The organism is Crystallibacter permensis (genome assembly GCF_025960875.1).
GTDB classification, from domain to species: domain Bacteria; phylum Actinomycetota; class Actinomycetes; order Actinomycetales; family Micrococcaceae; genus Crystallibacter; species Crystallibacter permensis.
In genome coordinates this window covers 39911-65757 of sequence record NZ_JAODLR010000024.1, presented here as the reverse complement: position 1 = coordinate 65757, position 25847 = coordinate 39911, and the positions used below count along the sequence as shown (strand labels likewise).

The following is a 25847-nucleotide window of genomic DNA, read 5'->3' as shown; positions in this document are numbered from 1 at the left end:
GACTTGGCCAGGTCCGTGACGACCAGATCCATGTACGCGCAGCGGACAATGTCCGGAGCAGGGACGCTGGGCTTGGGAATTTCGTTGCTCATGATGTTTCCTTAGAATTTTTGGATTGGCGAGGGAGTGGGCCCATGGACCTGGGCCCACTCCCTTCGGGGGCTAACGCTAGCGACGGAGGTCTGGACTCGGCGTCAGCCCCGGTCAAGCGTCCGGTGCAAGCCGGACAAGCAATTAGGCGTCGCCGGTTTCCCGGCTGGCCTCAACGCCGAACTTGGGCGAGTGGGACTCGTTGAGGGTGATCTGCACCGACTGCTGAGTGGTGTAGAAGTCGACCGAGCGGTAGCCGCCCTCGCGTCCGAGACCCGAAGCCTTGACGCCGCCGAACGGGGTGCGCAGGTCGCGCACGTTGTTCGAGTTCAGCCACACCATGCCCGACTCGATCGCGTGCGCGAAGTTGTGCGCGCGCTTCAAGTTCGTCGTCCAGACGTAGGCTGCGAGACCATACTTGGTGTTGTTCGCGAGCTCGAGCGCCTCTTCGTCGGTGTTGAAAGGGGTGATCGCGACGACAGGCCCGAAGATTTCCTCCTGGAAGATCCGGGCATCGGGGGCGACGTCGGCGAACACGGTCGGTGCAACGTAGTTGCCCGTGGGGAAGCCGTCGGGACGACCGCCGCCGGCGAGGAGACGGCCCTCGGACTTGCCGATCTCGATGTAGCTCATGACTTTGTCGAAGTGGTTCGGGTGCACGAGCGAGCCGACCTCGGTCGCGGGATCGCTCGGGAGGCCCACCACGATGTTCTTCGCCCGCTCGGCGAAGCGAGCCACAAAGTCGTCGTAGATGTCGCGCTGCACGAGCACGCGGCTGCCGGCCGTGCAACGCTCGCCGTTCAGGCTGAACACACCGAAGACAGTAGCGTCGAGTGCGGCCTCGATGTCGGCGTCGGCGAAGACAACAGCCGGGCTCTTGCCGCCAAGCTCGAGCGAGAGGCTCTTGAACTGGGGGGCGGCCGCCGTCGAGATGGTGGCACCGGTCGAGCTGTCACCGGTGAACGAGACGATCGGCACATCCGGGTGCTTCACGAGGTAGTCGCCTGCGACGCCGCCGGAGCCGAAGATCAGGTTGAAGACTCCTTCGGGCACGCCTGCCTCGCGGAAGATCTCGGGCCACAGCGCGGCGGAGAGCGGCGTGTAGCTGGCCGGCTTCATGACGACGGTGTTGCCGGTCGCGAGTGCGGGGGCGAGCTTCCACGACTCCTGCATGAAAGGCACGTTCCACGGCGTGATGAGCGCGGCGACGCCGATCGGCTTGCGGTTCACGTAGTTGATCTGGCGACCGGGCACCTTGAACGCGTTGTCTTCCTGCCCGACGATGAGGTCGGCGAAGAAGCGGAAGTTCTCGGCGGCGCGGCGGGCCTGGCCCTTGGCCTGGGTGATCGGCAGGCCGGAGTCGTAGCTTTCGAGGTACGCGAGTTCGTCATCGCGCGATTCGACAATATCGGCGATCTTGTGCAGCACGCGCGAGCGTTCGCGGGGCAGCATCTTCGGCCACGGGCCTTCCTTGAAGGCGTGCTTAGCAGCGGCGACGGCGAGGTCGACGTCTTCCGTCTGGCCGGAGGCGGCCGTGGCGTAGGTCTGGTTGGATACCGGGTCCAGGACCTCGAAGGTCTCGCGGCCGATGGAGTCGACAAACTTGCCATCGATGTAGTGCTGGATGTGGTCGGGCAGGTTCTCCGGGACAAAGTGCTTGCTCACGGGCGTGATCCTTCCCCCCTCGTTCAAGGGGTTTTCTTCCAAGGGCGAGAACGTTTCGGATTTGAAATCGTATACGATCTATGGTGACCGAAGACACGCGCTGCTGTCAATAGCTCACACGCCTACGCCGTGGAGACGCTCGGACCTGTTGACGCGTAAACACCGAAACCATTAATCACTAGGTGCTCTGGGCCGATGTCAATCGGCCCAGAGCACCTAGTGATTAAGAACGGACCAGCGAGCGGGCGTCGCCCTCAGGCAGCTACCAGCCCGCTGACCTTGGCCGTGAGCTCCACCGAGCGGAGCCGCTGCGCCGTCGTCGGTGATTGGTGCGCGACAATCAGCTCGTCGGCGTCGGCATGCTTGGCGAAGCCGTCCAGGTATTCCTTGACTGCTTCCGGCGTGCCGACCGCGGAGTACTTCACCATCTGCTCGACGTGCTGGCCCTGCGGAGACTCGAGGATCATGTCCGCTTCCTCATCGGTGAACGTGCGGTCGCGGCCGAAGAGCAGCGAGACCCGGGAGCGTTTGGTGATATGGAGCTGCGCCTGGGCATCTTCGTTCGAATCCGCGGCGATGACGTTCACGCCCGCGATCACGTACGGCTCGGCCAGCTGCTCGGAAGGCTGGAACTCTCGCCGGTACGCGGCCACCGCGTCCTGCAGCGCATTCGGCGCGAAGTGCGAGGCAAAGGAGTACGGCAGTCCCAGCGCGGCGGCCAGCTTGGCGCCGAAGAGCGAGGATCCGAGGATGTACAGCGGCACGTTGGTGCCCTTGCCCGGCGTCGCCTCCACGCCGGGAATGCGCGTCTGCCCGGTCAGGTAGCCCTGGAGCTCCTGCACGTCCTGCGGAAAACTCTCGGCGCTCATCGGATCGCGGCGCATCGCGCGCATGGTGTTCTGGTCGCTACCCGGCGCGCGGCCCAGGCCAAGATCGATCCGCCCCGGATGCAGTGTCTCCAGCGTGCCGAACTGCTCGGCGATGGTCAGCGGCGCGTGGTTGGGCAGCATGATGCCGCCGGCGCCGAGCCGGATTCTCTCGGTATGAGCGGCAATATGGGCAATCAGCACGCTGGTCGCCGAAGACGCGATCGAGGACATGTTGTGGTGCTCGGCATACCAGATGCGCCGGTAGCCCAGCTCTTCGGCCCGCTGCGCGAGGGCGACGCTGCCCTCGAGGCTGTCCCGCACCGTCTCGCCCTTGCCGATAGTTGCCAGATCGAGAATCGAGAGAGGAACAGTCACTGGTAAGCCAGCCTTTCGTAAGATGCCCATTTCCGGGCATGGTTGCCCGGGTACACCATGGACAACGACGCCGGTGCTCAGCTTATTTCTGCGGCTGCACTTGGGAGCGGCTCAGGGCGCTTTGGGAATCATGATCCACAGCAGGATGTAGACGATTTCGCCAATGCCCACCAGGCCAAAGATCACAAACCCGATCCGTATGAGCAGCTTTGGAATTCCGAACCGGGCGGCGAGCGCCGCACAGACGCCGGCGATCATTTTGCCACTGCGAGGTCGAACCAACGTAGAGTTCATGATTTCAGGCTACGCGCGTATTGCTATCCCGTGAATGATGGCCTGCCCCAGCAGCTGCCGGATGACACCAGCGGCCCGCTCGTTTAATCCCGGATAGGGATCCCCGTCGAGCCGCCGGCATAGTCCGTCAGGGGGATGCCCTCCGCCTGCCTCTCTGGAGCCGGATCATCGTTAACAGGGCCACCGAGCAGCAGGACACTGACGTTGGCACAGACGATCAGCACGGCGCCGAGCCACTCTGTTGCCCCGAATGCCTGGCCCAACATGAGCATCCCGATCACCGCGGCGAAGACGGGGTTCACGCTCATCAGCAGTCCGAAGACGTGGGTGGATATGTGACGCAAGGCGATGAGGTCGGCCACGTATGGCACCGCGGATGCCATGACGCCGGCAGCCGCTGCGCAGGCAATGGCGAAGAAGCTCGGCGGATTGTTCAGGAAGAGGATGATGCCCACCGGTACGAAAAGCAGCGCGGACACTCCCGTCGCGGCCGCGGTTCCTTCGATCCCCGGAATGCGGTGTCCAATAGAGCGGTTTAGCAAAATGTACGATGCCCAACTGCACGCGGCATCGAGCGCGAGCCCGATGCCAAGGTAGTCGGTTGGGCTCGGGCCAGGTAATGATCACAACGCCGGCCCCGGCGAAAAGGCCGGCGATTGCCGTGCCGACCTTCCGGGAGCTGAAGAGGGCAACAGCAAGCGGGCCGAGGAACTCGAGCGTAACGGCCAGGCCCAGGCCAATGCGCTCGATGGCGGAGTACAGGCTGAGGTTCATCGTCGCAAAAACCAGAGCCAGCAGCAGGACTGGCCACCATTGATGGCGCGTGAAATTGCGCAGGCGCGGCCGAACGATCGGAAGCAACAGCGCCGCCGCGACAAACTGGCGCACCGCAACAACTCCCACCGGGCCGATCAGCGGAAAGCCGAAGGAGGCGATTGCCGCGCCCGTCTGGTTCGACAACGTGCTTCCGAGCAGGGTGAGCACGCCGGCCCACCCGCGCCTCCTCGTGCTGCCGTTTGCTTCCATGCGGCCATCGTGCCGCTACGGAAGCGGATCAAGAAATGCATGACCCGGACGACTTATACACTGAGCGCATTAATGTTGAGATCCGGCACTTGCGCTGCCTGGTTGCGCTCGCCGAGACTGGGAGCTTTACCGATGCAGCCATCGAGCTCGGCGTCTCGCAAGCGTCCATTTCCCGCATTCTCGCCGGCCTCGAAGACGCGCTCGGCGTCCGGCTTGTCGACCGCACAACGCGTTCGCTGGAGCTGAATCCGGCCGGCGAGAAGACGCTGAATCAGGCCCGCCGTCTCCTCCTGGTCCTCGACGACCTGGAACGGGACGCCCGGTCGGAAACTGCGGTGGTCAGGCTGGGGTATGCCTGGTCTGCCCTCGGGAAGCACACCGTCGAGTTACAACACAGGTGGGCGGATGCACATCCCCATACAGAGCTCCGGCTCATCCGCACCAACACCTCAACTGCAGGTCTGGCCGAAGGAGTCGCCGATCTGGCCATTCTCCGCCGGGAGCCCGACCCCGAGACTTTCGGCATGGAGCGCATCGGCTTCGAGAAGCGCTATTGTGCGATAGCTTCGGACGACCCGTTGGTTTCACGCCGGACGGTTACCCTGGCCCAGATCGCCGAGGGCACCGTTGCACTCGATACACGCACCGGCAGCACGAACCTTGCACTGTGGCCGGCAGACGGGCAGCCCAAGTCCACCATCAGTATCAGCAACATCGATGACTGGCTGACGGTCATCAGCAGTGGCAAAGCGCGTGGCATCACCGCCGAGGCCACCATGCACCAGTACCGGCGGCCGGGGTTGACCTATCGCCTGGTTCGGGACGCCCCCGCGCTGCCGGTCTATGCAGCCTGGCCGAAATCCCGGCCACCGGGCGAAACCGATGCCATCGTCGAACTGCTGACCGAGCTTTATAGCTAGCCGCCCGGACTCTCCGGGTCACCCATCCACCCTCCGCAGCCAACCGTGTCCGTCAGAGCGGCAGTCCCGCGCCGGCCTTGAGATTCTTCATGACGATTGTGGAGGTTAGTTGTTCCACGGCCGGCAGCGCGGAGAGTTCCTCATCGTAGAAGTGCTGGTAGGCGGACAGATCCGCAGCGACTACTTTGAGCAGGTAGTCGATGTCGCCGAAGAGCCGCTCCGCCTCAATGATGTGCGTATTGGCAATGACCTGGCGTTCGAACTCCGCCAGCGTGGCACGGTCCACCTGGCGCAGAGTGACAAACACGATGGCCTCAAAACCCAGTCCGACGGCGGACCGCTCGATGTCCGCCCGGTAGCCGCGGATCACCCCGGATGACTCCAGCTCGCGCAGCCTGCGGTGGCAGGGCGCCACCGTCAGCCCGATGTCGCTGGCGAGCGCAGTGGCAGTCCTTCGCCCATCCTGCTGCAGACTGCGCAAAATACTTCTATCAATTTTGTCAACCACGCAAGAATCTTACTCCAGACCTGCAGTTCGGCAATAAAAAGGTAAGCACTTCTCACCGGATTTTTCATACGGTTATTCCAGCCAGTCGCCCCACCGCTTCGAGCAGGAGTTTCCCCATGGACCAGCAGCTGTTTTTCGGCTTCGCCATTGTTGCCTTCACGCTGGCCTGCACCCCCGGAGCCGACTGGGCCTATTCGATTGCGGCCGGCCTCGGCCAGCGCAGTTTCGCCCCGGCAGTTGCGGGGCTGTGCAGCGGCTACGTGCTGCACACCCTGCTGGTCGCCGCCGGGCTCGCTGCACTCATCGCCAGCCAGCCGTCCCTTCTGGGCTGGCTGACGGTGGCCGGCGCCGTCTATCTCGTCTGGCTGGGAATCAGCACGGCAAGGAGTTGGCGCGCCGCCAGCTTCAGCAGCGGAGGGGCGGACAACCCACCCGGCGCCAAAGGCAGGGTGGCAACATTCTTCCGCGGGATGGGGACCAGCGGGATCAATCCAAAGGGCCTGCTGCTCTATGTGGCGCTGGTGCCGCAGTTCGTCAGTCCGCAGGCGTCCCTGCCCGCATCCATCCAGTCCGGCATTCTGGGGCTATCCTTTGTCGCGGCTGCCGCCCTCGTTTACACCCTGGTCGCCTTGGCTGCCAGGAAGTTACTCGCCTCCCGTCCCGCCGCCGCCGGCCGGGTCACCTTGGCCAGCGGCACCATCATGATTGTCCTGGGCGCCGCCCTGCTGTGGGAGCAGGCCGGACCCTTGCTGGCTTTCTTCGCCTAGCCCACGGCGCCTGCGCCTGTGGCTGCGGTCATAAACGGACGGACGGAGTCGCTAGCATGGAGCAAACCGGGCAACCAGCCCGTCTTGATCCCGATCAGGCCAAAGTCGTTCCGAACGGAGTCCTCCATGCCAGAGTCCGCCGCAGTGCCCCAGTCATCCGAACCGGTGAAACCAGCCGAACTGCTCTGCGACCGGCATCCGGCGGCCGACACCGCGTTCACCGTGATCGAGCCGGATTTGAGCTCGGCGGACCTGAGCTACGGCTGGCTGAAGGACCGTTCGGAGCAGACCGCGGCCGCCTTTGCCGCCCTGGGTGTGAAGCCGGGAGACCGGGTGGCGACGCTGATGGGTAAGAGCGCGGATCTGGTTGCGGTACTCCTTGGCCTCTGGCGGCTGGGCGCCGTGCACGTTCCGCTTTTCACCGCGTTCGCCACGCCTGCCATCGAGGTGCGGCTGGCCCGCAGCGGCGCCGCCGTCGTCGTCGCAGATGCAGCCCAGTTGCAGAAGCTCGATGGGCTGCGGGACAAGCTCGGATTGCAGGTGATCGTGGCCGGCGCCGGTCCCGAAACCGCAAATAACGACGACGCCGCGGCGCACCTGAGCGCGTTGCTCGACGCGCAGGACACTGGTTTCCCCGCCGTCGAACGCTCGCTCGATGATCCGCTGGTGGAGATCTTCACCTCCGGCACCACGGGCGAGCCCAAGGGTGTCCCGGTTCCGGTCAAGGCGCTGGAGGCCTTCCACGCCTACCTGCATTACGGGCTGGACGTGCGCGAGGACGATGTCTTCTGGAACGTGGCCGATCCGGGCTGGGCCTACGGGTTGTACTACGGACTGCTGGCGCCGCTGTTTGCAGGCCGGCGCAACCTCCTGCTCCGCAGCGGCTTCGACCCGGAACTGTGCTGGCAGATCCTGCGGGACTTCCAGGTGACCAACTTCGCCGCCGCACCCACCATCGTCCGCTCAATGCGCGCCGCCCGACCGGAAGGCATCGACGGCCTCGTCGTCCGCCGCGCCTCGAGCGCCGGCGAACCGCTGGACGCGGACACCATTGCCTGGTCCGCGAAATGCCTCGGTGCGGCGGTCCGCGATCACTACGGGCAGACCGAGATGGGCATGTGCATCATCAACTGCTGGGAGGAATCGGCCGCCCGCGAGGTCCGGCCGGGGTCCATGGGCTTTGCCATGCCCGGCTACACCAGCACGGTGCTGGAGATGGACTCCGACGAGGCCGCGGCCCCGGGCGTGAAGGGCCGGGTGGCGCTGGACGTTCCGGCCAGCCCGCTGTTCTGGTTCAACGGCTACACCAACGATCCGGCCAAAACCGCCGGGCGGTTCAGCGCTGACGGCCGCTGGTACTACACCGGGGACACCGGGCAGCTGGACGAGGACGGCTACACCTATTTCTCTTCCCGCGACGACGACGTGATCATCATGGCCGGCTACCGGATCGGCCCGTTCGAGGTGGAGTCCGTCCTCGCCACGCACCCGCTCGTGCAGGAAAGCGCCGTGATCGGCGTGCCGGACGAGCTCCGGGGCGAACGGCTGGAGGCCTACGTGGTGCTTCGAGATCCTTCGCGCGCCTCGGCTGAACTGGAGGCCGAGCTGCAGCAGTTGGTCAAGCAGCAGTACGCCGCGCACGCCTACCCGCGGACGGTCCATTTCGTCGATGAGTTGCCGAAAACCCCCAGCGGCAAGCTGCAGCGGTTCGTGCTCCGGTCCCAGCACGCCAAGGAATAGCCGGCAGGATCCAAAGGTGCGCCCCGGCGCCGTCGTCGTTAGTGGTCTTTACTTGAGCCAGGCGTGCGGCGCGGGGCGGCGGGTGCTGGGCAGCGAGTTGTTCAGCCGCCACTCGTGGATCCACTCGGGCAGGACCAGTTCCGCCGGCGGTTGGCCGGTCTCGGCGAAGATTTCTTCGTTGCTGACCGGTCCCTGCTTGGAGACCAGGCGGGCGCAGATGTAGGCGCGGGCATAGATTTCGCCGCCGCTGACCATGCGCTGCTCGAAGAAGATGGCCCGCTCGTCGAACCCGATGATCTTCGATTCGATGGTGTATCTGGCGCCGAGGTTCAGGGGCTTGCGGAAGCTGATGGTCTCCCCGCCGACAATGGGATTCCAGCCGTTGCGGCGCATCACGGCCCACATTCCGCTGCGGACCATCAGGTCGAACCGGCCCAGATCCATCAGCGAGAAATACATTCCGTTGTTGATGTGCAGGGCCATGTCCACGTCGGTGGGCAGTACGCGCAGCGGCAGCGACGACGTGTCCCAGATGCCGAGTTTCGGGCGGCGGCGGGAGCGGAACAAATGGAAGAGGGTGCGCAGAAGCAGATGCATGGACCAAATGCTACCCGCTGGTAACTTAGCTGTCGCGGACTTGGCCGCGGCCCTGTTGCGCTGGCCGCGCTCCGCGTAGGGTAAGGGCATCTGATTCCAGAGGAGAGCCGCCATGCGCGTTGCCGTGATCGGGGCTACCGGAAACGTCGGAACCGCGCTGCTGCGCCGCATGCAACAGGCGAGGGCAGCGGATCCGGACGGGCTGGAGATCGTGGGGATAGCCCGCCGTCTGCCGGAGATGTCAAGGGAACCGTACGACGGCGTGACCTGGCATTCCGTCGACGTCGCCGGAGATGCGGCGCGCGAAAGGCTGGCCGAGGCACTGACCGGCTGTGACGCCGTCGTGCATTTGGCCTGGGTGCTCCAGCCAAACCACGATGAACCCTTCATGCGCCGGATCAACGTGCACGGCACCGCCAACGCTCTGGCCGCGGCGGCGGAGGCAGGGGTGCGGCACTTTGTCTGCGCCTCGTCGGTCGGCGCCTACAGCCCGGCGGACAAGGACCGGCCCGTGGATGAAAGCTGGCCGGCCCGCGGCATAGCCTCCTCGCACTACAGCCGGTTCAAGGGCGAGCAGGAGCTGCTGCTGGACGAATTCGAGCGGCGGCACCTGGAGATGCTGGTGGCGCGGCTGCGTCCCGGCCTCATTTTCCAGCACGACGCCGGCGCCCAGATTGGGCGCTACTTCCTCGGTCCGCTGATCCCCAAGTTCTTCCTAAACAAGCTCCGGATTCCGCTGCTGCCGATCCCCAAGGCGTTCAAGTTCCAGGTGGTCCACGCCGACGATATTGCCGATGCCTACTGGCGGGTGGTTGACCAGCGCGCCGGCGGCGCGTTCAATGTCGCGGCGGATCCGGTATTTACGTCCGAACTGCTCGGCGGAATGCTCGGCGCCAAGAGGGTGCTGAACGTCCCGGTGGGACTGATCCGTGCAGCCGTCGGCCTTTCCTGGGCGGTGCGGCTGCAGGCTTCGGACCCCGGCTGGATCGACATGGCCCGGAACGCGCCCATCATGAAGACGGACCGGATCAGAACCGAGCTCGGCTGGACTCCGCGGTACAGCTCGGTTGAAGCGCTCCAGTCGGTGCTCGACGGGCTGGCTGCAGGCCAGGGCGTTGCCGGTTCCCCACCCCTGCACCCGCGGTAGGCACCCGTGGCTCCGCCCCGCCATCAGGCCCACCAGTGTCCAGCAATAACGACCACGGCGGCATCCGCCTGGTCCCGGCAGTCCAATGGGGACTGGGGCCGGGTCCGGATGCCGCCGTTGCGCTGTCTTGCGAATTTACTTGCCCGGTTCCTTCTTCGGGGGGGCAACGGTTTCGATGGCGCCCGTCTCTACGGGTTGCGCAAAGGGAACGGTGCTCGGTACCGCAGTCGCACCGCGGACCGGGCCCATCCGGCGTTGCCGCAACGGGTCCTTCCGAAGGTCCGCATAGAGGGCGACGCACAGACCCATAATGATCAGCACAAACGGCGTGGCCGCCAAAATGGTGAAGGTCTGCAACGCACCCAGCCCGCCGACAAAGAGCAGGACGGCTGCCACGGCGCCGGTGAGGACCGCCCACATGATGACCAGCGGTTTCCAGGGTTCCTTCTTGCCCCGCGAGGACAAGGTGCCAAGCACCAGGGAGCCGGCATCGGCGCCACTGACGAAGAAGACTGCGGTCAGGACCATGACCACAATCGCCGCGCCGATAAAGAACGGGTACTGCTGCAGCAGCGCGAAGAATCCGGCCGCCTCGCTGCCGGTACCGGCAATGTCCAGCCCGTTCAGCTGGGCGTTAATGCCGGCGCCGCCGAAGATGGTGAACCAGATGATGCTGACGGCGGTGGGAACCAGCAACACACCGAGGACAAATTCCTTGATGGTGCGGCCACGCGAGATCCGGGCGATGAAGGTGCCAACGAACGGCGTCCACGAAATCCACCAGGCCCAGTAGAAGATAGTCCAGCTGGCCAGCCAATCCCCGCCACCAAAGACAGCCGAATGGAAGCTCATCGAGACCAGGCTGGACAGGTAGGTGCCAATGGAGTTAGGCAACAGGTCGAGGATGAACACCGTAGGTCCGACAACGAAAACGAACACCAGCAGGACGGCGGCAAGGATCATGTTGGTGTTACTCAGCCACTTGATGCCCCTGGACACCCCGCTGGCCGCGGAGAAGACCACGCCGACGGTCAGGACACAGATGATGATGATGGGCAGCGCGGCACCAGGGTTGTCGTCGAACTCGCCTGTCTGGAGCAGGGTCAGTCCCGCGGCAATCTGCAGGGCGCCCAGCCCCAGCGAGGTGGCCGAACCGAATTTGGTGCAGATGATGGCGAGGATATCGATCGGCTTGCCCCAGCCCTTCTCGATCCGCTCCTTGCCCAGCAAGGAGTGGAACGGCGCGCTCATCAGGTTGCCGCGGCCCATCCGGTAGGTGGAGTAGGCCAACGCGAGTCCCACCACGGAATAGATGGCCCACGGATGCAGTCCCCAGTGGAACAAGGTGTAAGCCATGGCCGAGCTCGCGGCGCCCTCGGTGCCTGCTTCCGCCCCGACAAACGGCGGCGGCGAGGCGAGGTGGGTGACCGGTTCGTAGACGCCGAAGAACATCAGGCCAATGCCCATGCCTGCGCTGAACATCATGGCGATCCAGGAAAGCGTCGAAAACTCCGGCCCCTCCCCTTCCCGGGCGAGCGGTATGTTCCCGTACCGGCCGAAGGCCAGAACCAGGGAGAAAGCGACGAATCCGGTGGCGCCCAAAATGAACAGCCAGCCGAAGGTGCTGGTGATCCAGCCCAAGGCCGCGCCGGCGGCCTCCTCGATGGCCTCCGTGAAAAAGATGCCGAGAATACAGACGGCGACGACGATCACCAGGGAGACGCCGAAAACTGTCTTGTCGACACCAGCCCATCCGTGGGCCGGCGTGTCGGAGACGGCGTCGCCCAACCGCGATTCTGCGGATTTACCCGCTTGATGTTCACTCATGGAAACCCTCGCTGGTCCGTGTTGTTCTGCTTTGCTGCAACGGGACTAAGCCCTGTTCTATACCTGCCACTTCGACGCGGAAACTATCGTCAGTATAGTTGCAGGCATGAACGAGCTAGGCTACACGCACAGCGGCGACTCCGGCCAGACGGACTTCGGCGGACATGGCACGATTCCCAAGACGGATGTGAGGGTCGTCGCGTATGCGGAGTGCGATGCGGCGAATGCGTCCATTGCCGTGACTCTGGCGGGAGGTGCCCTGCCGCCACATCTGGTAGCAACGCTGGTCAGCGTGCAGAATGACCTGTTTGACCTGGCCACGGATCTGAGCATTCCGACCAACAGCCCCACCCCGGCCAAGGCCCGGATCATTCCAGCCCATACTGAGCGGATCGAGCGCGCCATTGAGCATTTCGAGCAGGAAGCCGGTGACCTGAGCGGCATGCTCCTGCCCGGCGGAACCCTCGCCGGGGCACACTTGTACGAGTCTCGCTCGGTTGTCCGGCGCGCGGAAGTTGCCATCTGGCGCGCCTTCGAGGAACACCCGGACACCGTCAACATCGAATGCGCCCGCTACATGAACCGTGTCTCCGGCCTGTTGTTCGTGCTGGCGCGCGGGGCCAACGCCGAACACGGAGACGTGATGTGGGTACCGGAATCCTCCGTCTCGATGCCGGCCGAACCCGTGGAAGAGACCGGCGGAGAAAGCCACTAGCGGCGGAACCTCAGCGTGGCCAATTGGAAGGGCCGGAGCCGCACCCGGGCTCCGGAGCCCAGATCCTGAAAACAGTCCGCCGGCACTTCGCGCTCCAGCAGATCTGTGGCGGCCACGCCGTCGTAATCGAAATCGGGCCGCAGCACTGCTTCGGTCCGGCCACCGTGCGCCTCGTACAAGCGCACCACCACGTCGCCGCTGCGGTCTTCGGCCAGCTTGACCGCTTCGATAACCACCGCGGGATTATCGACGGCGAAGACCGGCTTGAGCCCGGCGTCTCCGGCATCGACGTCCGCATCCGTGCCGGACACCGATCCGCCGGCGGTGCGCAGCGGCAGGTTCAGCCGGTACCCCTCCGCCACGGCTTCGGGTATCCCGGCGTTGGGCCGCAGCGAAAACCGGAAGGAATGCCGTCCCTGGTCGGCCCCCGGATCGGGAAACAGCGGCGCGCGCAGCAGCGACGCGCGGACGGAAGTGTACGTCCCGGCACCGTCCGCGAGCGCGGCGCGGCCGATGTCGTAACCGTAGGTGGCGTCATTGGCGAGGGCCACCCCGTAGCCGGGCTCGGTGACATGGACCCAGCGGTGCGCCACCGTTTCGAAGCGGGCGGCGTCCCAGGATGTGTTGCTGTGGGTCGGCCGGTAGATATGGCCGAACTGGATTTCCGAGGCGGCACGCTCCGCGTGCACGTCCAGCGGGAACGCCAGTTTGAGCAGTTTCTGCTGCTCGTGCCAGTCCACATCGATTTCGAGTTCGACGCCGCTTCCGTCCTGGCTCAGCCGGATCTGCTCGGTCAGGACGGAGTCCCCGAACGAATGCCGGATCCGCAGCCCGGGCGTTCCGTCTGTCTCCAGCGGTTCCACAAAGTCCGCTTTGCGGAGCTCGGCCACGGTTGATTTGTAGTGCTCGTCGAGGTCCCATGCATCCCACTGGTTGGGCATGTCGCGGAAGACCTGGAACAGGTTGCCCGCCAGCCCGGCCGGCACCAGCTGCCGTCCGGCGCCGCGGTCCAGCAGCGAGGTGAGCAGTCCGGCGTCGTCGATTGTCAGTTCCAGCGCTTCACTGCGCAGGATCCACCCGCCCTCGCCGTGTTCCAACTGGACCGGCACAGGTTCTGTTGGCGTACCGCCGCCCAGCCCGGGCACCCCTGCCACCGCGTAAGGACCCGCGTTGACGCTGAGCGGGCCGCTGTCCGGATTGACGACGGCGGCGAGGGCGTCCGCAATCAGTCTTTCCAGCGTTTCGGCCACCTGGGCGTAGTTGCGCTCGGCCTCCTGATGGACCCACGCGATCGATGAGCCGGGCAGGATGTCGTGGAACTGCTGCAGCAGGACCGTCTGCCAGGCACGCTCCAGCTCGTCATAGGGGTACGGCGTGCCTTTGCGGATGGCCGCGGTGGTGGCCCAGAGCTCGGCCTCGCGCAGCAGATGCTCGCTGCGCCGGTTGCCCCGCTTGGTCCGCGCCTGCGACGTATAGGTCCCGCGGTGGAACTCCAGATACAGCTCGCCCGAAAAGACCGGCGGCTCCGGGTACTCTGCCTCGGCCGCGCGGAAGAACATTTCCGGACCGGAGAGCTGCACCCGCGGTGAACCCTCTAGATCTGCCGTCCGGTAGGCCGCCGCCAGCATCTCGCGGGTGGGCCCGCCGCCGCCGTCGCCCCAGCCGAAGGGCAGCAGCGAGGTGTTGGCCGAACCCTTTTCGCGGTAATTCCGCTGGGCATGGGCCAATTGTGTCGCGGAAACGTCCGAGCTGTACGTGTCCGCAGGTGGAAAGTGCGTGAAGATCCGCGTGCCGTCGATCCCTTCCCACTGGAATGTGTGGTGCGGGAAGCGGTTGGTGTCGTTCCAGGAGATCTTCTGTGTCAGGAACCAGCGGGAACCGGCAGCCTTGACGATCTGCGGCAGCGCACCGGAGTAGCCGAAGGAATCCGGCAGCCACACGTCCAGCGGTTCCACCCCGAAGTTCTCCAGGAAGAAGCGCTTGCCGGCCACGAACTGCCGGGCCAGCGCCTCCCCGCCGGCCATGTTGGTGTCCGGTTCCACCCACATGCCGCCGGCCGGCACAAAGCGGCCGCCACGCACGGCTGCGGCCACCCGCTCGAACAGTTCGGGATAGTGCTCCTTCAGCCACGCGTACTGCTGGGCCGACGAGGCGGTGAAGACGAAATCCGGGTGTTTCTCGATCAGGTCCAGCACGTTGGAAAATGTCCGGGCCACTTTACGCACGGTCTCACGCACCGGCCAGAGCCAGGCGCTGTCGATGTGGGCATGGCCGACGGCATGAATGCGGTGCGCGCTGGCATACGCCGGGGCCTTGAGCACTTCGGCCAGGCAGGCCCTCGCCGCCGGTGCGGTCGAGGCGAGGTCCTGTGGATCGGCGGCATTGAGCGCCCGCTCCAGTGCCCGCAGGATCTCATGCCGGCGCGGCAGATCCTCCGGCAGCTCGCGCATCAGCCCGTCCAGCGTCCGGAAGTCCTGCATCAGTTCCCATACCTGCATATCCAGCAACGCCAGATCCGCCCGGGCCAGCACGTTCTGCGGCTCGCTCCCGGCGGTCGCCTTGTCCCCCAGCGGTGTGGGCGCGAAGAGGAATCCGTCTGCGACGTTGGGGTTCGACGCCGCCTCCACATAAAACTCGATCCTGCCATCGGGTCCAGGAGCGAGCGGGACATGCATGTTCAGCGGTTCAACGCCCTTGATGATGCTGCCGTCCGGGCAGTAGGCCATCCCTTCGGCTTGGAAGCCGGGCAGCAGGGAAGTGCAGCCGAGATCGATTACGGCCTCCAGCCGCGCGACGCCGTCGCCCTCTCCCGCGGACAGCCCAACGGAACCTTTCCCGCTGACGTCGGCATCGCCGTCGTACTTTCCGGTCCAATCCGCGGGCATCTCGCCGGTGAGCCGGAACCAGGTGGTCCCCCACGGCAGCCCCCAGGGCCGGCCCACGGCAAAGGGCTTGAACTCCTGCAGCATCGCCTCCGTGCAGGGAACCGGCTCGTCCGGGCAGGCCCACGCCTCGACCCGCAGCGGCACAGCCTCGCGGTAGAGCTGCGCTGCGAGCCGCTCCGTCATGAAGCGCTGGATCCGCGCCTCGACCAGTAACCGGTTGTCGTGCATAAACACTCCTTAAGGACTATTGCGACGAACTACCCCTTCATCGCACCGGCCATGGCGAACGAGCCGCCGATGCCGCGCGCAACCAGCACGTAAAGCAGGATCACGGGAATCGAATAAAGAATGGAAAAGGCGGCAAGCTGTCCGTACGCCACGGTGCCATACTGGCCGAAGAAGCGGAAGATGCTCACGGCGGCGGGCTGCTTGCCGGAGGAGAGCAGCAGGATGAACGGCACAAAGAAGTTCCCCCAGGCCTGGATGAAGACGAAAATGAACACCACGGCCAATCCCGGTCGCATCAGCGGCACCACCACGTGGGCCAGCGCCTTCATCGAGGACGCGCCGTCCATCCAGGCGGCTTCCTCCAGGCTGATGGGGACCGAATCCATGAAATTCTTGGTCATCCAGATGGCCATCGGCAGGAATGTTGCGGCCATAAAAAACGTGGTGGCCGGCAACGAGTCCAGCAGGTTCAGCTGAACAAACAGGCCGTAGACCGGAACCATGATGGCGGTGATGGGCAGGCAGGTGCCGAACAGCACCGTGTAGAGGAACGGTTTGTTGAAGCGCAACTGGTACCGGGACAGCGGGTATGCCGCCAGCACGGCCGCAACCACGGTGAGCCCGGCGGCCCCGGCTGACAGCAGCAGACTGTTCAGCAGCGGCACAAACGCCAGTTCCGGGGTGAGCACCGCTGCGAAGTTGTCCAGCGTGAAGGTCTTCGGCAGTTCGGTGGTGTAGCCGGCCTCGGGGTCCAGCGACGCCAGCACCAGCCAGCTCAGCGGGATCAGGAAACACAGCCCCAGCAGGATCAGCACCGCATTGGCCAGCGTCTTTGACGCCGACCTGCGGGCGGAGGAAACGGACAATCCGGGGCGCGGCCGCCGTCCCGGGGCAGGGACGGACGAAGTGGCGGACGCAGGCATAGCTGCTGGTGTCGGGGACATTGCTCACTTCTCCTTCAGCAGACGGATGTACACCACGGAGAACACCGCACCGATCAGGATCATCACGACGGCGATTGCCGTGCCGTAACCGATGTTGCTGTACCGGAAGGCTTCCTCATAGGCCATGACGGGCAGCGTGGCACTGCGCCGGGACGGCCCGCCCGCGGTCATCACGTAGATCAGGGTGAAGACCGCCAGCGTCTGCAGGGTAATCAGCATCAGGTTCGTGGCGATGCTGCGCCGGATCATCGGCAGCGTGATGTACCAGAGCCGCAACGCCCCGCCGGCGCCGTCGATCATTGCGGACTCGCTGATTTCCTGCGGCACATCGTTCAGCGCCGCCTGGTAGACCATCATGGAGAACGCGGTTCCCCGCCAGATATTGGCCAGGATAATTGCCAGCATGGGGTGTTCGAAGAGCCAGTCCACCGGCGCGATCCCGACGGTGGCCGTCAGCTGGTTGAGGGTGCCTTCGCGGAAGAAAAAGGCGTAGGCAACGAAGGCCGCCACGATTTCCGGCAGCACCCACGCCGCCACCACGCAGACACCGACGACGGCGGCAATCGCCTTGGTTGCCTTGTTCATCAGCAGGGCGGTTCCGAGGCCGAGCAGGTTCTGCCCCACGATGGCCGAGGCAAACACAAACAGCACGGTCAGCCACAGGGACTGCGGAAAGTTCGGGTCGCGGAACAGATCGGCATAGTTTTCGAACCCGATGAACTGCGGGTCCTTGGCATTTTTGCCCGTCAGCGCGGCATTGGTGAAGGAGCCGTAGACGGAGAAGATGATCGGCCCGGCCAGGAAAATCCCCAGCAGTGCGATCGCCGGGGCCAGGGGCAGCAGCTTCAGCCACAGCGCACCGGTCCTGCCGCTGTTCCCGTGCCCCGGTCCGGTGCCCGGCCCGAGCTCGGGCCGGGTGCTGGTCCCGGCGGTCATGCGGTCACTCTTCGACGACGTTGTCAGCTCCGACGATGTCCCGCACGGCAGCGTCATAGTCCGCCGCGGCTTCCTCGGGCGTACGCTCTCCGGTGATGACTGCTTCCGTCGCCTGCTGCGCCGCCGTCGAAATTTCCGGGTAGTCGCTGGTGGCGGGGCGGTAATGCGTCACGTCCACCACTTCGGAGACGTCAGCCACGAACGGGTTCGACTCCAGGTACGTTGGGTCGTCGGCGATGTCGGAACGGACGGCGATCTGTGAGTTGTCCACCGTATACTTCAGCAGGTTTTCCTGGTTCATCGCCGTCGTGAGGAACTCAAAAGCCAGGTCCGGGTTCTGGGAGTTGGCTCCGATGGCCAATGTCCAGCCGCCGGACATGCTGACCGCGCCGGGCTCCTGGCCGTTCTGCGTGGGGAACGGCGCCACGCCCATCACGTCACCGTATTCGGCCCATTCAAACATGCCGCCCTCCTGCCAGAAACTCGGCGAATAGGAGCCCTCGACCACACCGCCCATCCTGTCCTCGGGCAGGTACTCGCCAAACACCGCCTGCCAGATGTTCGGATCCAGGGCCTGGGCCGGGGTCAGTGCGAGTTCCTCGTCGTAGAGCGTCTTCAGGAAGGCCAGCGAATCCACAAAGCCCTGCGAACCGACCACCCATTTCTGCTGGTCCTCGTTGTAAAGCTGGCTGTCCGTGCCGTACAGCAGTTCGTAGAAACTCTGCATGACGGTGCCCTCGCCGGTGCCCGTGCCTGCGTACATGTTGAAGGGGACGACGTCCGGCTGGGACTCCTTGATCTGGCGTGCCGCCGCCAGGATGTCATCCCAGGTTTTCGGCGCCCATGGCACTTCCACCCCTGCGGCCTCCAGGACGTTCTTGTTGTACCAGATCACCCGGGTGTCGGTGCCGAGCGGGACTGCGTAAGTGGCGCCGTCGTCGGCTACGCCGGCCGCTTTCGCCCCGTCGTTGAAGCGCTCCCAGTCCGGCCACTCTTCGAGGTACGGATCAAGGTTGAGCAGATACCCGGCGTCGACGTCGGATCGCACCTTGAACGTATCTTCGTAGAACACGTCCGGTGCAGTATCCGGCGAGCGCTGCGAGAGCGCCAGCCGGGTGGCGTAATCCTCGTCGCTGCCCTCAACCGGCTCCAGTTGGACGGTGACGTTTTCGTTTCCGGCTTCGAACTGGGTCTTGACGTCCTGCATCAAAGTGTCCAACGGCGAACCTTCACCCGACTTCTGGTACACGATGCGCAGCGTGGAATCATCGCCAGCGCCCGCACCCCCTCCCCCGCCAGCCGAACAGCCGGTCAGCACCAGCAGGCCGGCTGCAATCAGTGACAGCGATGATTTGACGGAGGTATTCCTGGTGCCACGCATGGTTCTCCTTTGATCCGCAGGCTGGATGCCGGTCACGATCTCAAGGGCAGCGAAGCCTGATGCGCACGATGGCTCGATGCTACCTCCATCGAATGGAGTAACCAATGGCTGGGGCCGAAACGTGATCTGGGCTGGCGGACGGGCAAAGTGTCGGCGGCAGCACGTAGCATTGTCCCAGCATTGAACGCTTCAAACCCCGGGGACCGCATGGACTACTACGCGCTCAACTCGCTGCGGGAGAATCACGCAGGCTGGGCCCTGCTGCGCGCCCAGAATGCCCCACTGGCCCTGGCCTTTTTCATCGCAGCCTTCACTGGCCCGAACCAGCGCAACATCGGCCGGCAGGCACTGATCGATACCCTGGATGACGTCCTCTTCGGGCTCCGCGATTCGCTTGGCGAGGACAAGTTTCCCCGCCCGGCGTCCGAGTACCTGGACGACTGGGCCGCGCCGGAAAAAGCCTGGCTGCGCAAGTACTACATTGCCGGGCAGGATGAGCCGGTCTATGACCTGACCGCCACCGCCGAGGATGTGGTCCGCTGGGTGGAGAACCTCCGCGGCCGCGATTTTGTGGCCACGCAGTCCCGGCTGACCGGCATCTTCCAGCTGCTCAAAACCCTGGTCCAGGAATCCGAAACGGATCCGGAAGTCCGGCTGGCGGAACTGCAAAGGCAGCGGGACGGGATCGACGTCGAAATGCAGCGGATCAGGGAAGGCCACATCAAGGTGATGAGCGGGCCCGAGGCGCTGGACCACTTCCAGCAGCTGACCGCCCTGGCCAAGGATCTGCTCGCCGATTTCCGTGAGGTAGAGCAGAACTTCCGCTCGCTGGACCGGCAGGTCCGCGAACAGATCGCAACGTGGGACGGCACCCAGGGCGAACTGCTGGAGTCCATCTTCGCCAACCAGCAGGACATTTCCGGGTCCATCCAGGGCCGGACTTTCCAGGGTTTCTGGGACTATCTCATGTCGCCCCAGCTCCGGACCGAACTGCAGGAGTTGTTGGAACGTGCCATGCAGATCGAGGCGCTCGCCCGGCTGGACAATATCGATACCGTGGCCAATCTGCACCGCGACTGGCTCCCCGCCGTCGAGCAGACCCAGGCGACAGTCCGCCAGCTCTCGCAGCAGATGCGCCGCCTGCTCGATGACAAGGTGTTCCTCGAAAACAAGCGGATCATGCAGCTGATCCGCAGCATCGAGGGCAATGCGCTGGCCATCCGCAACCAGCCGCCGTCCGGCACCTTTATCGAGGTCGATGCGCAGGCCGTCGATGTGGTGCTGCCCTTCGAGCGCCCCCTCTATGAACCGAGCACCCGAGTGCAATTGGACGACGAGGTTTTCACCGCCGAGGATGCCGAAGTGGATTCCGGCGCGCTATTCGAGCAGTTCCACGTGGACAAGGAGCGGCTGCAGGACAATATCGCCATGGTGCTGGAAGAGTCCGGGCAGGCCACCTTGGCAGATGTTGCCGATGCCTTCCCGCTCAGCCAGGGCCTGGCCGAAATCGTCGCCTACTTCCAGCTGGCCTCGGACTCCCCGTGGGCGAGCATCAACCCGGAAACCAGCCAGCAATTGTCCTGGACGTTGCCCGACGGCAGCATCCGCGAGGCAACAGTTGAACAGATCATCTTTGTGAGGCCTTCATGACTGAATCCACCGAAACGGGCCGGAGCCACCCGGGGGAACTTCCCGCCGTCGTCAGCAAACTCTTCAAGGGCGTGGTGTACGCCGAATCGGATGAGAAGATCTGGCAGTCGCTGCTGCCGCTGGCCTCCCATGTCCGGGACTACGTGGCGGTGCTGGGCCTGGATCTGGTCCTGGACGAGTCCGAAGGCTACGCGTTTCTGACCTCGCGCCAGGATGTGGATGTGGCCCTGCCCCGGCTGGTTCCGCGCCGCCAGCTGACCTTCAACGTGAGCCTGCTGCTGGCCCTGCTGCGGGCGCGGCTGGCCGAGTTCGACCAGCAGACCGGCGAAACCCGCCTCATCATGACGGACCAGGACATTGCGGACATGGTCTCGGTCTTCCTGCCCGAGTCCAGCAACGAAGCCCGCATCCTGGACCAGCTGGCCTCGAACATCAAGAAAGTCGTGGATCTGGGCTTCCTGCGCAAACTCCGCGGCCAGAACGGTACGTACGAAGTGGCGCGCATCCTCAAGGCATACGTGGACGCCCAGTGGCTGGAGGAATTCGACGCCCGGCTCGCCGACTACCGCGCCTCGCTGGACGGCTCGCCCCACGCCGAAAGGAGCAGCGCATGACCGCCGAGCTGCAGGCCAGCCTGTTCAACCTCGAAGACCTCAACAACGACGGCGGCAAGCCGGCCCCGGGGTTCCGCCTGCACCGACTGGAACTGCTCAACTGGGGCACGTTCCACCAAGGCGTGCGCACTTTCCGGCTAGGCGGGGAGAACAGCCTGCTGACCGGCGACATCGGCTCGGGCAAGTCCACGGTGGTGGATGCGATCACCACCCTGCTGCTGCCGGCGAACCGGATCGAATACAACAAGGCCGCCGGCGCGCAGAAGAAAGAGCGCAGCCTGATGTCCTATGTACGCGGCTTCCACAAGAGCGCGCGCAGCGGCACCGGGGATCATTCCAAACCGGTGGCACTGCGCGGGCCCGGCTCCTATTCTGTGGTGCTCGGTGTCTTCCACAACGAGTTCCTGGGCAAATCGGTCACGCTGGCCATTACCCTCTGGGCCACGCAGGAGGCCGGACAACCCAACCGTTTCTACTCCCTGGCCGAGGGCGAGCAGACCATCGTCGCGGACTTCGCGGACTTCGGCAAGGATCCGGCCAAGCTCAAGAAGAAGCTGCGTGCCGCCGGCGTCACCGTCCACGATTCCTTCGACCCCTACGCGGCGGCCTTCAAACGGCAGTTCGGCATCACCAGCAGCCAGGCCATGGACCTGTTCCACCGGACGGTCTCCATGAAGCAGGTGGAGAACATCACGCACTTCGTCCGCACCAACATGCTGGAAGAAGACAACGTAGGCTCCCGGATCAAGAATCTGATACACCACTTCGATGACCTGAAGAAGGCCCATGACGCGGTGCTGCGGGCCAAGGACCAGATCCAGCTGCTCACTCCCATCCGGGACGGCGCCGCCAAGCATGCGGAACTCGAAGAACGGGACCGGCGCGGCCGGGCGCAGCGGGACCAACTGCATCCATGGTTCACCGCGCAAAAACTCGACCTGAGCCTGGAGCACCAGCAGGAGCTGGCCCGCACGGGTACCCGGCTCGAGGAAGAGGGACAGAAGCTCGCCGCCGAGGTGACCCGGCTGCGGCACGAGCTGGCCGGAATCCAGGAGGACATCCGCACTAACGGCGGCGGCCGGCTCGCAGCGATCGACGCCGAAATCACGCGGCTGGAAGCGGAGTCCCGGGCGCAGCGGGCACGCTTCGAGAACTACTCGCACGCCGCCGAAGCACTCGGGCTCAAGATCCCCGAAGACCGGGTCCTGTTCGACGGCAACGCGGCGCAGCTGGATGGCGTCGAGCGGCAGCTGGCCACGCGGGCCGGCGAACTGCAGGAACAGCGCACGGATCTCTCCAAAAAGCGGGACGCCGGCATGGTCCGCGCCGAGGACCTGCGTGCGGAACTCAAGAGCCTGCAGTCACGGCAGAACCTGCTGCCCCGGCCGCAGCTTGAGCTCCGGCGCCGCCTTTGCGACGGCACTGGCATTCCCGATTCGGCCCTGCCCTTTGCCGGGGAACTGCTGCGACTGCGCGACGGTGAGTCGGCCTGGGAGGGAGCCGCGGAGCGGACGCTGCATGGCTTCGCGCTGTCCCTGCTGGTGCCGGCGGAACACTACGCGGCAGTGAGCGGCTGGGTGGACGCAAACAACCTGCGGGCCCGGCTCGTCTACCTCAAAGTTGGCCAAGCACCTGCCATCCAGGCCGCAGAGCCGGGCACCCTTGCGTCGAAAATCAGCATCAAACCAGGCACCCCGTTCCGCGAGTTCCTGCTCAACGAGCTGAACCACCGCTTCGACCACATGTGCTGCGAATCGCTGGAGGATTTCCGCCGCTTCCCGAAGGCACTGACCATCAACGGCCAGCTCAAGGGCGGCCGCGGGCGGCACGAGAAGGATGACAGGCGGGACCTGCAGGACCGGCGGAACTACGTGCTGGGCTGGGACAACCACGCCAAGATCAGCCGGTTCCACACCGAGCTGGAGGAAGCCCAGGGGCAGATCCGCAGCGCCGACGCCGGACTCACCAAAGTCGACGCGGCACTCGGAGAGCTGGGCCAGCAACAGCAGCAGCTCGGCACCGTCCGCGGTGTCAAGGAGTTCGCCGAGCTCAGCTGGCAGCTCACTGCACGCCGGATCGAGGAGCTGAAGACGGAGAAAGCTGCACTCGAAGCCGCCAACGACGTCCTCCAGCAGCTTGCTGCCCGCGAGCGGGAAACCAGCGAACGGCTGGAGAAGCAGGACAAGAAGTCCAACGAACTGCAAAAACGCATCGGCGCCAACGAGAATGCCGCCAAGGACATAGCCGAGGCGATCACCGAGTGCCGGTCCATCCTGGCCGAGACACCGCTGACCAACGACGTCGGTCTGCTCGCCGAGTTGGAAAAGCTCGCCTCCGCGGTCCTCGGCGAGGCATCGCTGACCTACAAGAACACCGACCGTACCGAAAGTACGGTACGGTCCGGTCTCACCGACACTATCGACGCCCTGAACAAACAGATCGCCCGTTCCGCGGAACGCACGGTCGGACTAATGCAGGCGTTCCGCAACAAGTATCCGAACGAAACCACGGAGATCGACGCCGCCCTAGATGCCGCGGGCGAGTACAACCGGCTGCTGGACCAATTGGTCAGCAATGACCTGCCGCGGTTCGAGGAACATTTCAAGGACTCGCTGAACCAGAACACCATCCACGAGGTGGTGGCCTTCAACGCCTTCCTCGAATCCCGGCGGCAGGACATCATGGGCCGCATCGGGGAGATCAACCGTTCCCTGGCCACCATCGAGTACAATCCCGGCCGGCACATCCAGCTCGAACACCAGAACACCTCGGACGCGGACGTGCGCGAATTCGGCATCGACCTCCGTGCCTGTTCCGAGGGCACGCTCGGCAATGATGACCAGTACTCGGAGCAGAAGTTCCTGCAGGTGGAAAAGCTGGTGAACCGCTTCCGCGGCCGGGAGGGGCTGACCAGTCTGGACGAGCGCTGGACCGCGAAGGTGACCGACGTGCGGAACTGGTTCACCTTCTCCGCCTCGGAAAAATGGACCGAGACCGGCGAAGAGCACGAGCACTTCACGGACTCCGGCGGCAAATCCGGCGGCCAGAAGGAAAAACTGGCCTACACCATCCTCGCCGCAGCCTTGGCCTTCCAGTTCGGCCTGGGCTCTGCGCTCAAGGCCGGTGCTTCCGCGGGAAGCAACCGGAGTTTCCGTTTCGTGGTTATCGACGAAGCGTTCGGCCGAGGCTCGGACGAATCCGCCCGCTACGGCCTTGAACTGTTCCGGCGGATGCAGCTGCAGCTGCTCATCGTCACTCCATTGCAGAAGATCCATGTCATCGAACCGCACGTCTCCAATGTGGGTTTTGTGGCCAACCCGAACGGGGACGATTCCCAGCTGCGGAACATGACCATCCAGGAGTACCGCGAGGAACGCGAGCGCCGTGCCGGCTGATGCCCCAGCCCGGTGGACGTCACTCGATGATCTGCGGGCTGCTTCGCAAAAGGCCTGGCACAAAGGTGACCTGCTGCGGGAGTTGCTGCTGCCCACGGAAGCCTACCCTCGCCGTCGTGCATTGAAACACCCGAGCGCCACCGAGCTGCGGGACGAGTACACTGCCGCACGCGGCTGGGCTGCCGCACTGTATGCCGGCTTGTCCGGCCTGGCCGTGGAAACGGCCACGGTGGGCCGGACTACGGTTGGCGCCAACAGCGTTCCGGCCGCCGTGGTGTTCGAGACGGCGCAGGACGAGATCGATTTCATCGGCAAGCGGCGGCAAGCCGGCCGGTTCCTGGGACTTGCGGCGCAGCTCGCCGAGCTGAAACCTGCCCTCCAGCAGTGGGCAGCCAAACGGCCGATTGCGCTGCTCGAGCTCGACACGGCCGCGCTGATGGCGGCGAGAGTCGCCCTCTGGCTTCGCGATCATCCGCAGCCGGGCATCTACCTTCGCCAGCTCAGCTTGCCCGGCGTCCACACGAAGTTCATCGAGAACCACCGGCGGACCATTGACGAGATGGTGGCCGCTCTTCGTCCGGCCGGTGTTCCCGGCGGCGGTGTTGCGGATCCCGCCGGTCCCGTCCCGGGAGCCCGGTTCGCCGCACGGCACGGCTTCCTGTCCGCACCGGAGCTGGTGCGCTTCCGCATGCTTGACCCGCACCTGCCGCTGCTCGGTGCCGCCCGGGATCTGACCGTCACGGCTGCCGCGTTCGCCACGCTCAACCTTCCCGTGCGGACCGTGATCGTGACCGAAAACCAGGTCAACTTCCTCGCGCTGCCCGAGCGGCCCGGAACGTTGGCGCTATTTGGCGGCGGCTACGGCTTCTCTTCCCTCAGCGAGGCGGGATGGCTCCGGGACTGCGAAGTACTCTACTGGGGAGACCTGGATACCCACGGCTTCCGGATCCTGGACCAGCTGCGGTCCGCCCATCCGCATGTCCGCAGCGTCTTGATGGACCTGGAGACACTGCTGGCACACAAGGAATTCTGGGGCACCGAAACCAAGCCCTCGCGTGCGGTCTTGACCCGGTTGTCCCCCGACGAAGCTGAGGTTTACGCCGCGCTGGGCAACCACACGTATGGGACCGCAGTGCGGCTGGAACAGGAGCACATCCAGTGGGAATGGGCACGGGACCGGCTGACCTGACGAAACTTTCGGCGTAGGGTGGCACGTATTGGGAGCGGACGCTGGACAAGCTGCCGGGTCATCGTTATTGGCGTCACATGCAGGT

At 64.9% G+C, this 25847-nt stretch carries 20 protein-coding genes; 9 read left to right on the top strand and 11 right to left on the bottom strand.

The genetic code is table 11. The features are described from left to right. Nucleotides 1–234 precede the first annotated feature (234 nt). From hpaE to B0G38_RS20020, 4 genes are all read right to left on the bottom strand, one after another. Nucleotides 235–1755, bottom strand: coding sequence for a 5-carboxymethyl-2-hydroxymuconate semialdehyde dehydrogenase (gene hpaE / locus B0G38_RS20035; protein WP_264671078.1), 1521 nt, complete (start codon nt 1753–1755; stop codon nt 235–237). Nucleotides 1756–2009: 254 nt separating this feature from the next. Beyond that, a complete protein-coding gene (locus tag B0G38_RS20030) occupies nt 2010–2999 on the bottom strand; it encodes an LLM class flavin-dependent oxidoreductase (protein WP_264671077.1) in 990 nt (329 codons plus the stop codon). Nucleotides 3000–3110: 111 nt separating this feature from the next. After that, nucleotides 3111–3293 (bottom strand): PspC domain-containing protein, encoded by a 183-nt coding sequence (locus B0G38_RS20025; RefSeq protein ID WP_264671076.1) that lies wholly within the window; start codon nt 3291–3293, stop codon nt 3111–3113. A gap of 83 nt (nt 3294–3376) precedes the next feature. Continuing rightward, entirely contained in the window at nt 3377–3835 is a 459-nt protein-coding gene (locus tag B0G38_RS20020) for an EamA family transporter (protein ID WP_264671075.1), read from the bottom strand. A 519-nt stretch (nt 3836–4354) separates the two neighbouring features. On the opposite strand from B0G38_RS20020, the gene B0G38_RS20015 reads away from it, so the two are divergent. Beyond that, nucleotides 4355–5239, top strand: coding sequence for a LysR family transcriptional regulator (locus tag B0G38_RS20015; RefSeq protein ID WP_264671074.1), 885 nt, complete (start codon nt 4355–4357; stop codon nt 5237–5239). Nucleotides 5240–5291: 52 nt separating this feature from the next. Here the strand turns inward: B0G38_RS20015 and B0G38_RS20010 are convergent, their stop codons facing one another. Continuing rightward, nucleotides 5292–5747, bottom strand: coding sequence for an Lrp/AsnC family transcriptional regulator (locus B0G38_RS20010; protein WP_264671073.1), 456 nt, complete (start codon nt 5745–5747; stop codon nt 5292–5294). A 116-nt stretch (nt 5748–5863) separates the two neighbouring features. Here B0G38_RS20010 and B0G38_RS20005 point away from each other — a divergent pair, with 116 nt between their 5' ends. Both B0G38_RS20005 and B0G38_RS20000 read left to right on the top strand, forming a co-directional pair. Then, the gene (locus tag B0G38_RS20005) at nt 5864–6514 is read left to right on the top strand and encodes a LysE family translocator (RefSeq protein ID WP_264671072.1); all 651 of its coding nucleotides are present in this window, start codon (nt 5864–5866) and stop codon (nt 6512–6514) included. 126 nt (nt 6515–6640) lie between these two features. Further along, nucleotides 6641–8254, top strand: a complete 1614-nt coding sequence (locus B0G38_RS20000) for an AMP-binding protein (protein ID WP_264671071.1) — start codon at nt 6641–6643, stop codon at nt 8252–8254. 48 nt (nt 8255–8302) lie between these two features. Here B0G38_RS20000 and B0G38_RS19995 read toward each other — a convergent pair whose 3' ends face one another. Then, entirely contained in the window at nt 8303–8851 is a 549-nt protein-coding gene (locus B0G38_RS19995) for an acyl-CoA thioesterase (RefSeq protein ID WP_264671070.1), read from the bottom strand. A 112-nt stretch (nt 8852–8963) separates the two neighbouring features. On the opposite strand from B0G38_RS19995, the gene B0G38_RS19990 reads away from it, so the two are divergent. Then, on the top strand, nt 8964–9998 hold the full coding sequence (locus tag B0G38_RS19990; protein WP_264671069.1) for an NAD-dependent epimerase/dehydratase family protein: 1035 nt from the start codon (nt 8964–8966) through the stop codon (nt 9996–9998). 135 nt (nt 9999–10133) lie between these two features. Here the strand turns inward: B0G38_RS19990 and B0G38_RS19985 are convergent, their stop codons facing one another. Next, on the bottom strand, nt 10134–11825 hold the full coding sequence (locus tag B0G38_RS19985; protein WP_264671068.1) for a BCCT family transporter: 1692 nt from the start codon (nt 11823–11825) through the stop codon (nt 10134–10136). A gap of 106 nt (nt 11826–11931) precedes the next feature. Here B0G38_RS19985 and B0G38_RS19980 point away from each other — a divergent pair, with 106 nt between their 5' ends. After that, on the top strand, nt 11932–12540 hold the full coding sequence (locus B0G38_RS19980) for a cob(I)yrinic acid a,c-diamide adenosyltransferase (RefSeq protein ID WP_264671067.1): 609 nt from the start codon (nt 11932–11934) through the stop codon (nt 12538–12540). Here the strand turns inward: B0G38_RS19980 and B0G38_RS19975 are convergent. The 4 genes from B0G38_RS19975 to B0G38_RS19960 are packed head-to-tail and all read right to left on the bottom strand — an operon-like array spanning nt 12537 to nt 18914. Further along, entirely contained in the window at nt 12537–15653 is a 3117-nt protein-coding gene (locus tag B0G38_RS19975; protein ID WP_264671066.1) for an alpha-mannosidase, read from the bottom strand. The two genes, B0G38_RS19980 and B0G38_RS19975, sit on opposite strands and share 4 nt — an antisense overlap. Before the next feature lie 29 nt (nt 15654–15682). Next, complete coding sequence (locus B0G38_RS19970) at nt 15683–16597, bottom strand: carbohydrate ABC transporter permease (protein WP_264671065.1); 915 nt, start codon at nt 16595–16597, stop codon at nt 15683–15685. 3 nt (nt 16598–16600) lie between these two features. After that, nucleotides 16601–17533 (bottom strand): carbohydrate ABC transporter permease, encoded by a 933-nt coding sequence (locus tag B0G38_RS19965; RefSeq protein ID WP_264671064.1) that lies wholly within the window; start codon nt 17531–17533, stop codon nt 16601–16603. A gap of 4 nt (nt 17534–17537) precedes the next feature. Next, nucleotides 17538–18914 carry an extracellular solute-binding protein gene (locus B0G38_RS19960; RefSeq protein WP_264671063.1) on the bottom strand — a complete coding sequence of 459 codons (1377 nt, stop codon included), beginning with the start codon at nt 18912–18914 and terminating at the stop codon, nt 17538–17540. Nucleotides 18915–19094: 180 nt separating this feature from the next. Here B0G38_RS19960 and B0G38_RS19955 point away from each other — a divergent pair, with 180 nt between their 5' ends. From B0G38_RS19955 to B0G38_RS19940, 4 genes are read left to right on the top strand one after another with little or no spacing between them, the layout of a single operon-like run. After that, the gene (locus B0G38_RS19955; RefSeq protein ID WP_264671062.1) at nt 19095–20564 is read left to right on the top strand and encodes a DUF3375 domain-containing protein; all 1470 of its coding nucleotides are present in this window, start codon (nt 19095–19097) and stop codon (nt 20562–20564) included. After that, nucleotides 20561–21178: a DUF4194 domain-containing protein gene (locus B0G38_RS19950; RefSeq protein ID WP_264671061.1), complete on the top strand. Its 618-nt coding sequence runs from the start codon at nt 20561–20563 to the stop codon at nt 21176–21178. Before B0G38_RS19955 ends, B0G38_RS19950 begins: the two co-directional genes overlap by 4 nt. Next, a complete protein-coding gene (locus B0G38_RS19945; RefSeq protein WP_264671060.1) occupies nt 21175–24573 on the top strand; it encodes an ATP-binding protein in 3399 nt (1132 codons plus the stop codon). Before B0G38_RS19950 ends, B0G38_RS19945 begins: the two co-directional genes overlap by 4 nt. Next, complete coding sequence (locus tag B0G38_RS19940; protein WP_264671059.1) at nt 24563–25762, top strand: Wadjet anti-phage system protein JetD domain-containing protein; 1200 nt, start codon at nt 24563–24565, stop codon at nt 25760–25762. The genes B0G38_RS19945 and B0G38_RS19940 overlap by 11 nt, the downstream gene beginning before the upstream one ends. Nucleotides 25763–25847 lie beyond the last annotated feature (85 nt).

Bases quoted from the DNA above. Each gene is read 5' to 3' on its own strand.
- B0G38_RS20025 (WP_264671076.1), bottom strand. From the start codon at position 3,293: ATGAACTCTACGTTGGTTCGACCTCGCAGTGGCAAAATGATCGCCGGC.
- B0G38_RS20015 (WP_264671074.1), top strand. From the start codon at position 4,355: ATGCATGACCCGGACGACTTATACACTGAGCGCATTAATGTTGAGATC.
- B0G38_RS20005 (WP_264671072.1), top strand. From the start codon at position 5,864: ATGGACCAGCAGCTGTTTTTCGGCTTCGCCATTGTTGCCTTCACGCTG.
- B0G38_RS20000 (WP_264671071.1), top strand. From the start codon at position 6,641: ATGCCAGAGTCCGCCGCAGTGCCCCAGTCATCCGAACCGGTGAAACCA.
- B0G38_RS19995 (WP_264671070.1), bottom strand. From the start codon at position 8,851: ATGCATCTGCTTCTGCGCACCCTCTTCCATTTGTTCCGCTCCCGCCGC.
- B0G38_RS19990 (WP_264671069.1), top strand. From the start codon at position 8,964: ATGCGCGTTGCCGTGATCGGGGCTACCGGAAACGTCGGAACCGCGCTG.
- B0G38_RS19985 (WP_264671068.1), bottom strand. From the start codon at position 11,825: ATGAGTGAACATCAAGCGGGTAAATCCGCAGAATCGCGGTTGGGCGAC.
- B0G38_RS19980 (WP_264671067.1), top strand. From the start codon at position 11,932: ATGAACGAGCTAGGCTACACGCACAGCGGCGACTCCGGCCAGACGGAC.
- B0G38_RS19975 (WP_264671066.1), bottom strand. From the start codon at position 15,653: ATGCACGACAACCGGTTACTGGTCGAGGCGCGGATCCAGCGCTTCATG.
- B0G38_RS19970 (WP_264671065.1), bottom strand. From the start codon at position 16,597: ATGTCCCCGACACCAGCAGCTATGCCTGCGTCCGCCACTTCGTCCGTC.
- B0G38_RS19965 (WP_264671064.1), bottom strand. From the start codon at position 17,533: ATGACCGCCGGGACCAGCACCCGGCCCGAGCTCGGGCCGGGCACCGGA.
- B0G38_RS19960 (WP_264671063.1), bottom strand. From the start codon at position 18,914: ATGCGTGGCACCAGGAATACCTCCGTCAAATCATCGCTGTCACTGATT.
- B0G38_RS19950 (WP_264671061.1), top strand. From the start codon at position 20,561: ATGACTGAATCCACCGAAACGGGCCGGAGCCACCCGGGGGAACTTCCC.
- B0G38_RS19945 (WP_264671060.1), top strand. From the start codon at position 21,175: ATGACCGCCGAGCTGCAGGCCAGCCTGTTCAACCTCGAAGACCTCAAC.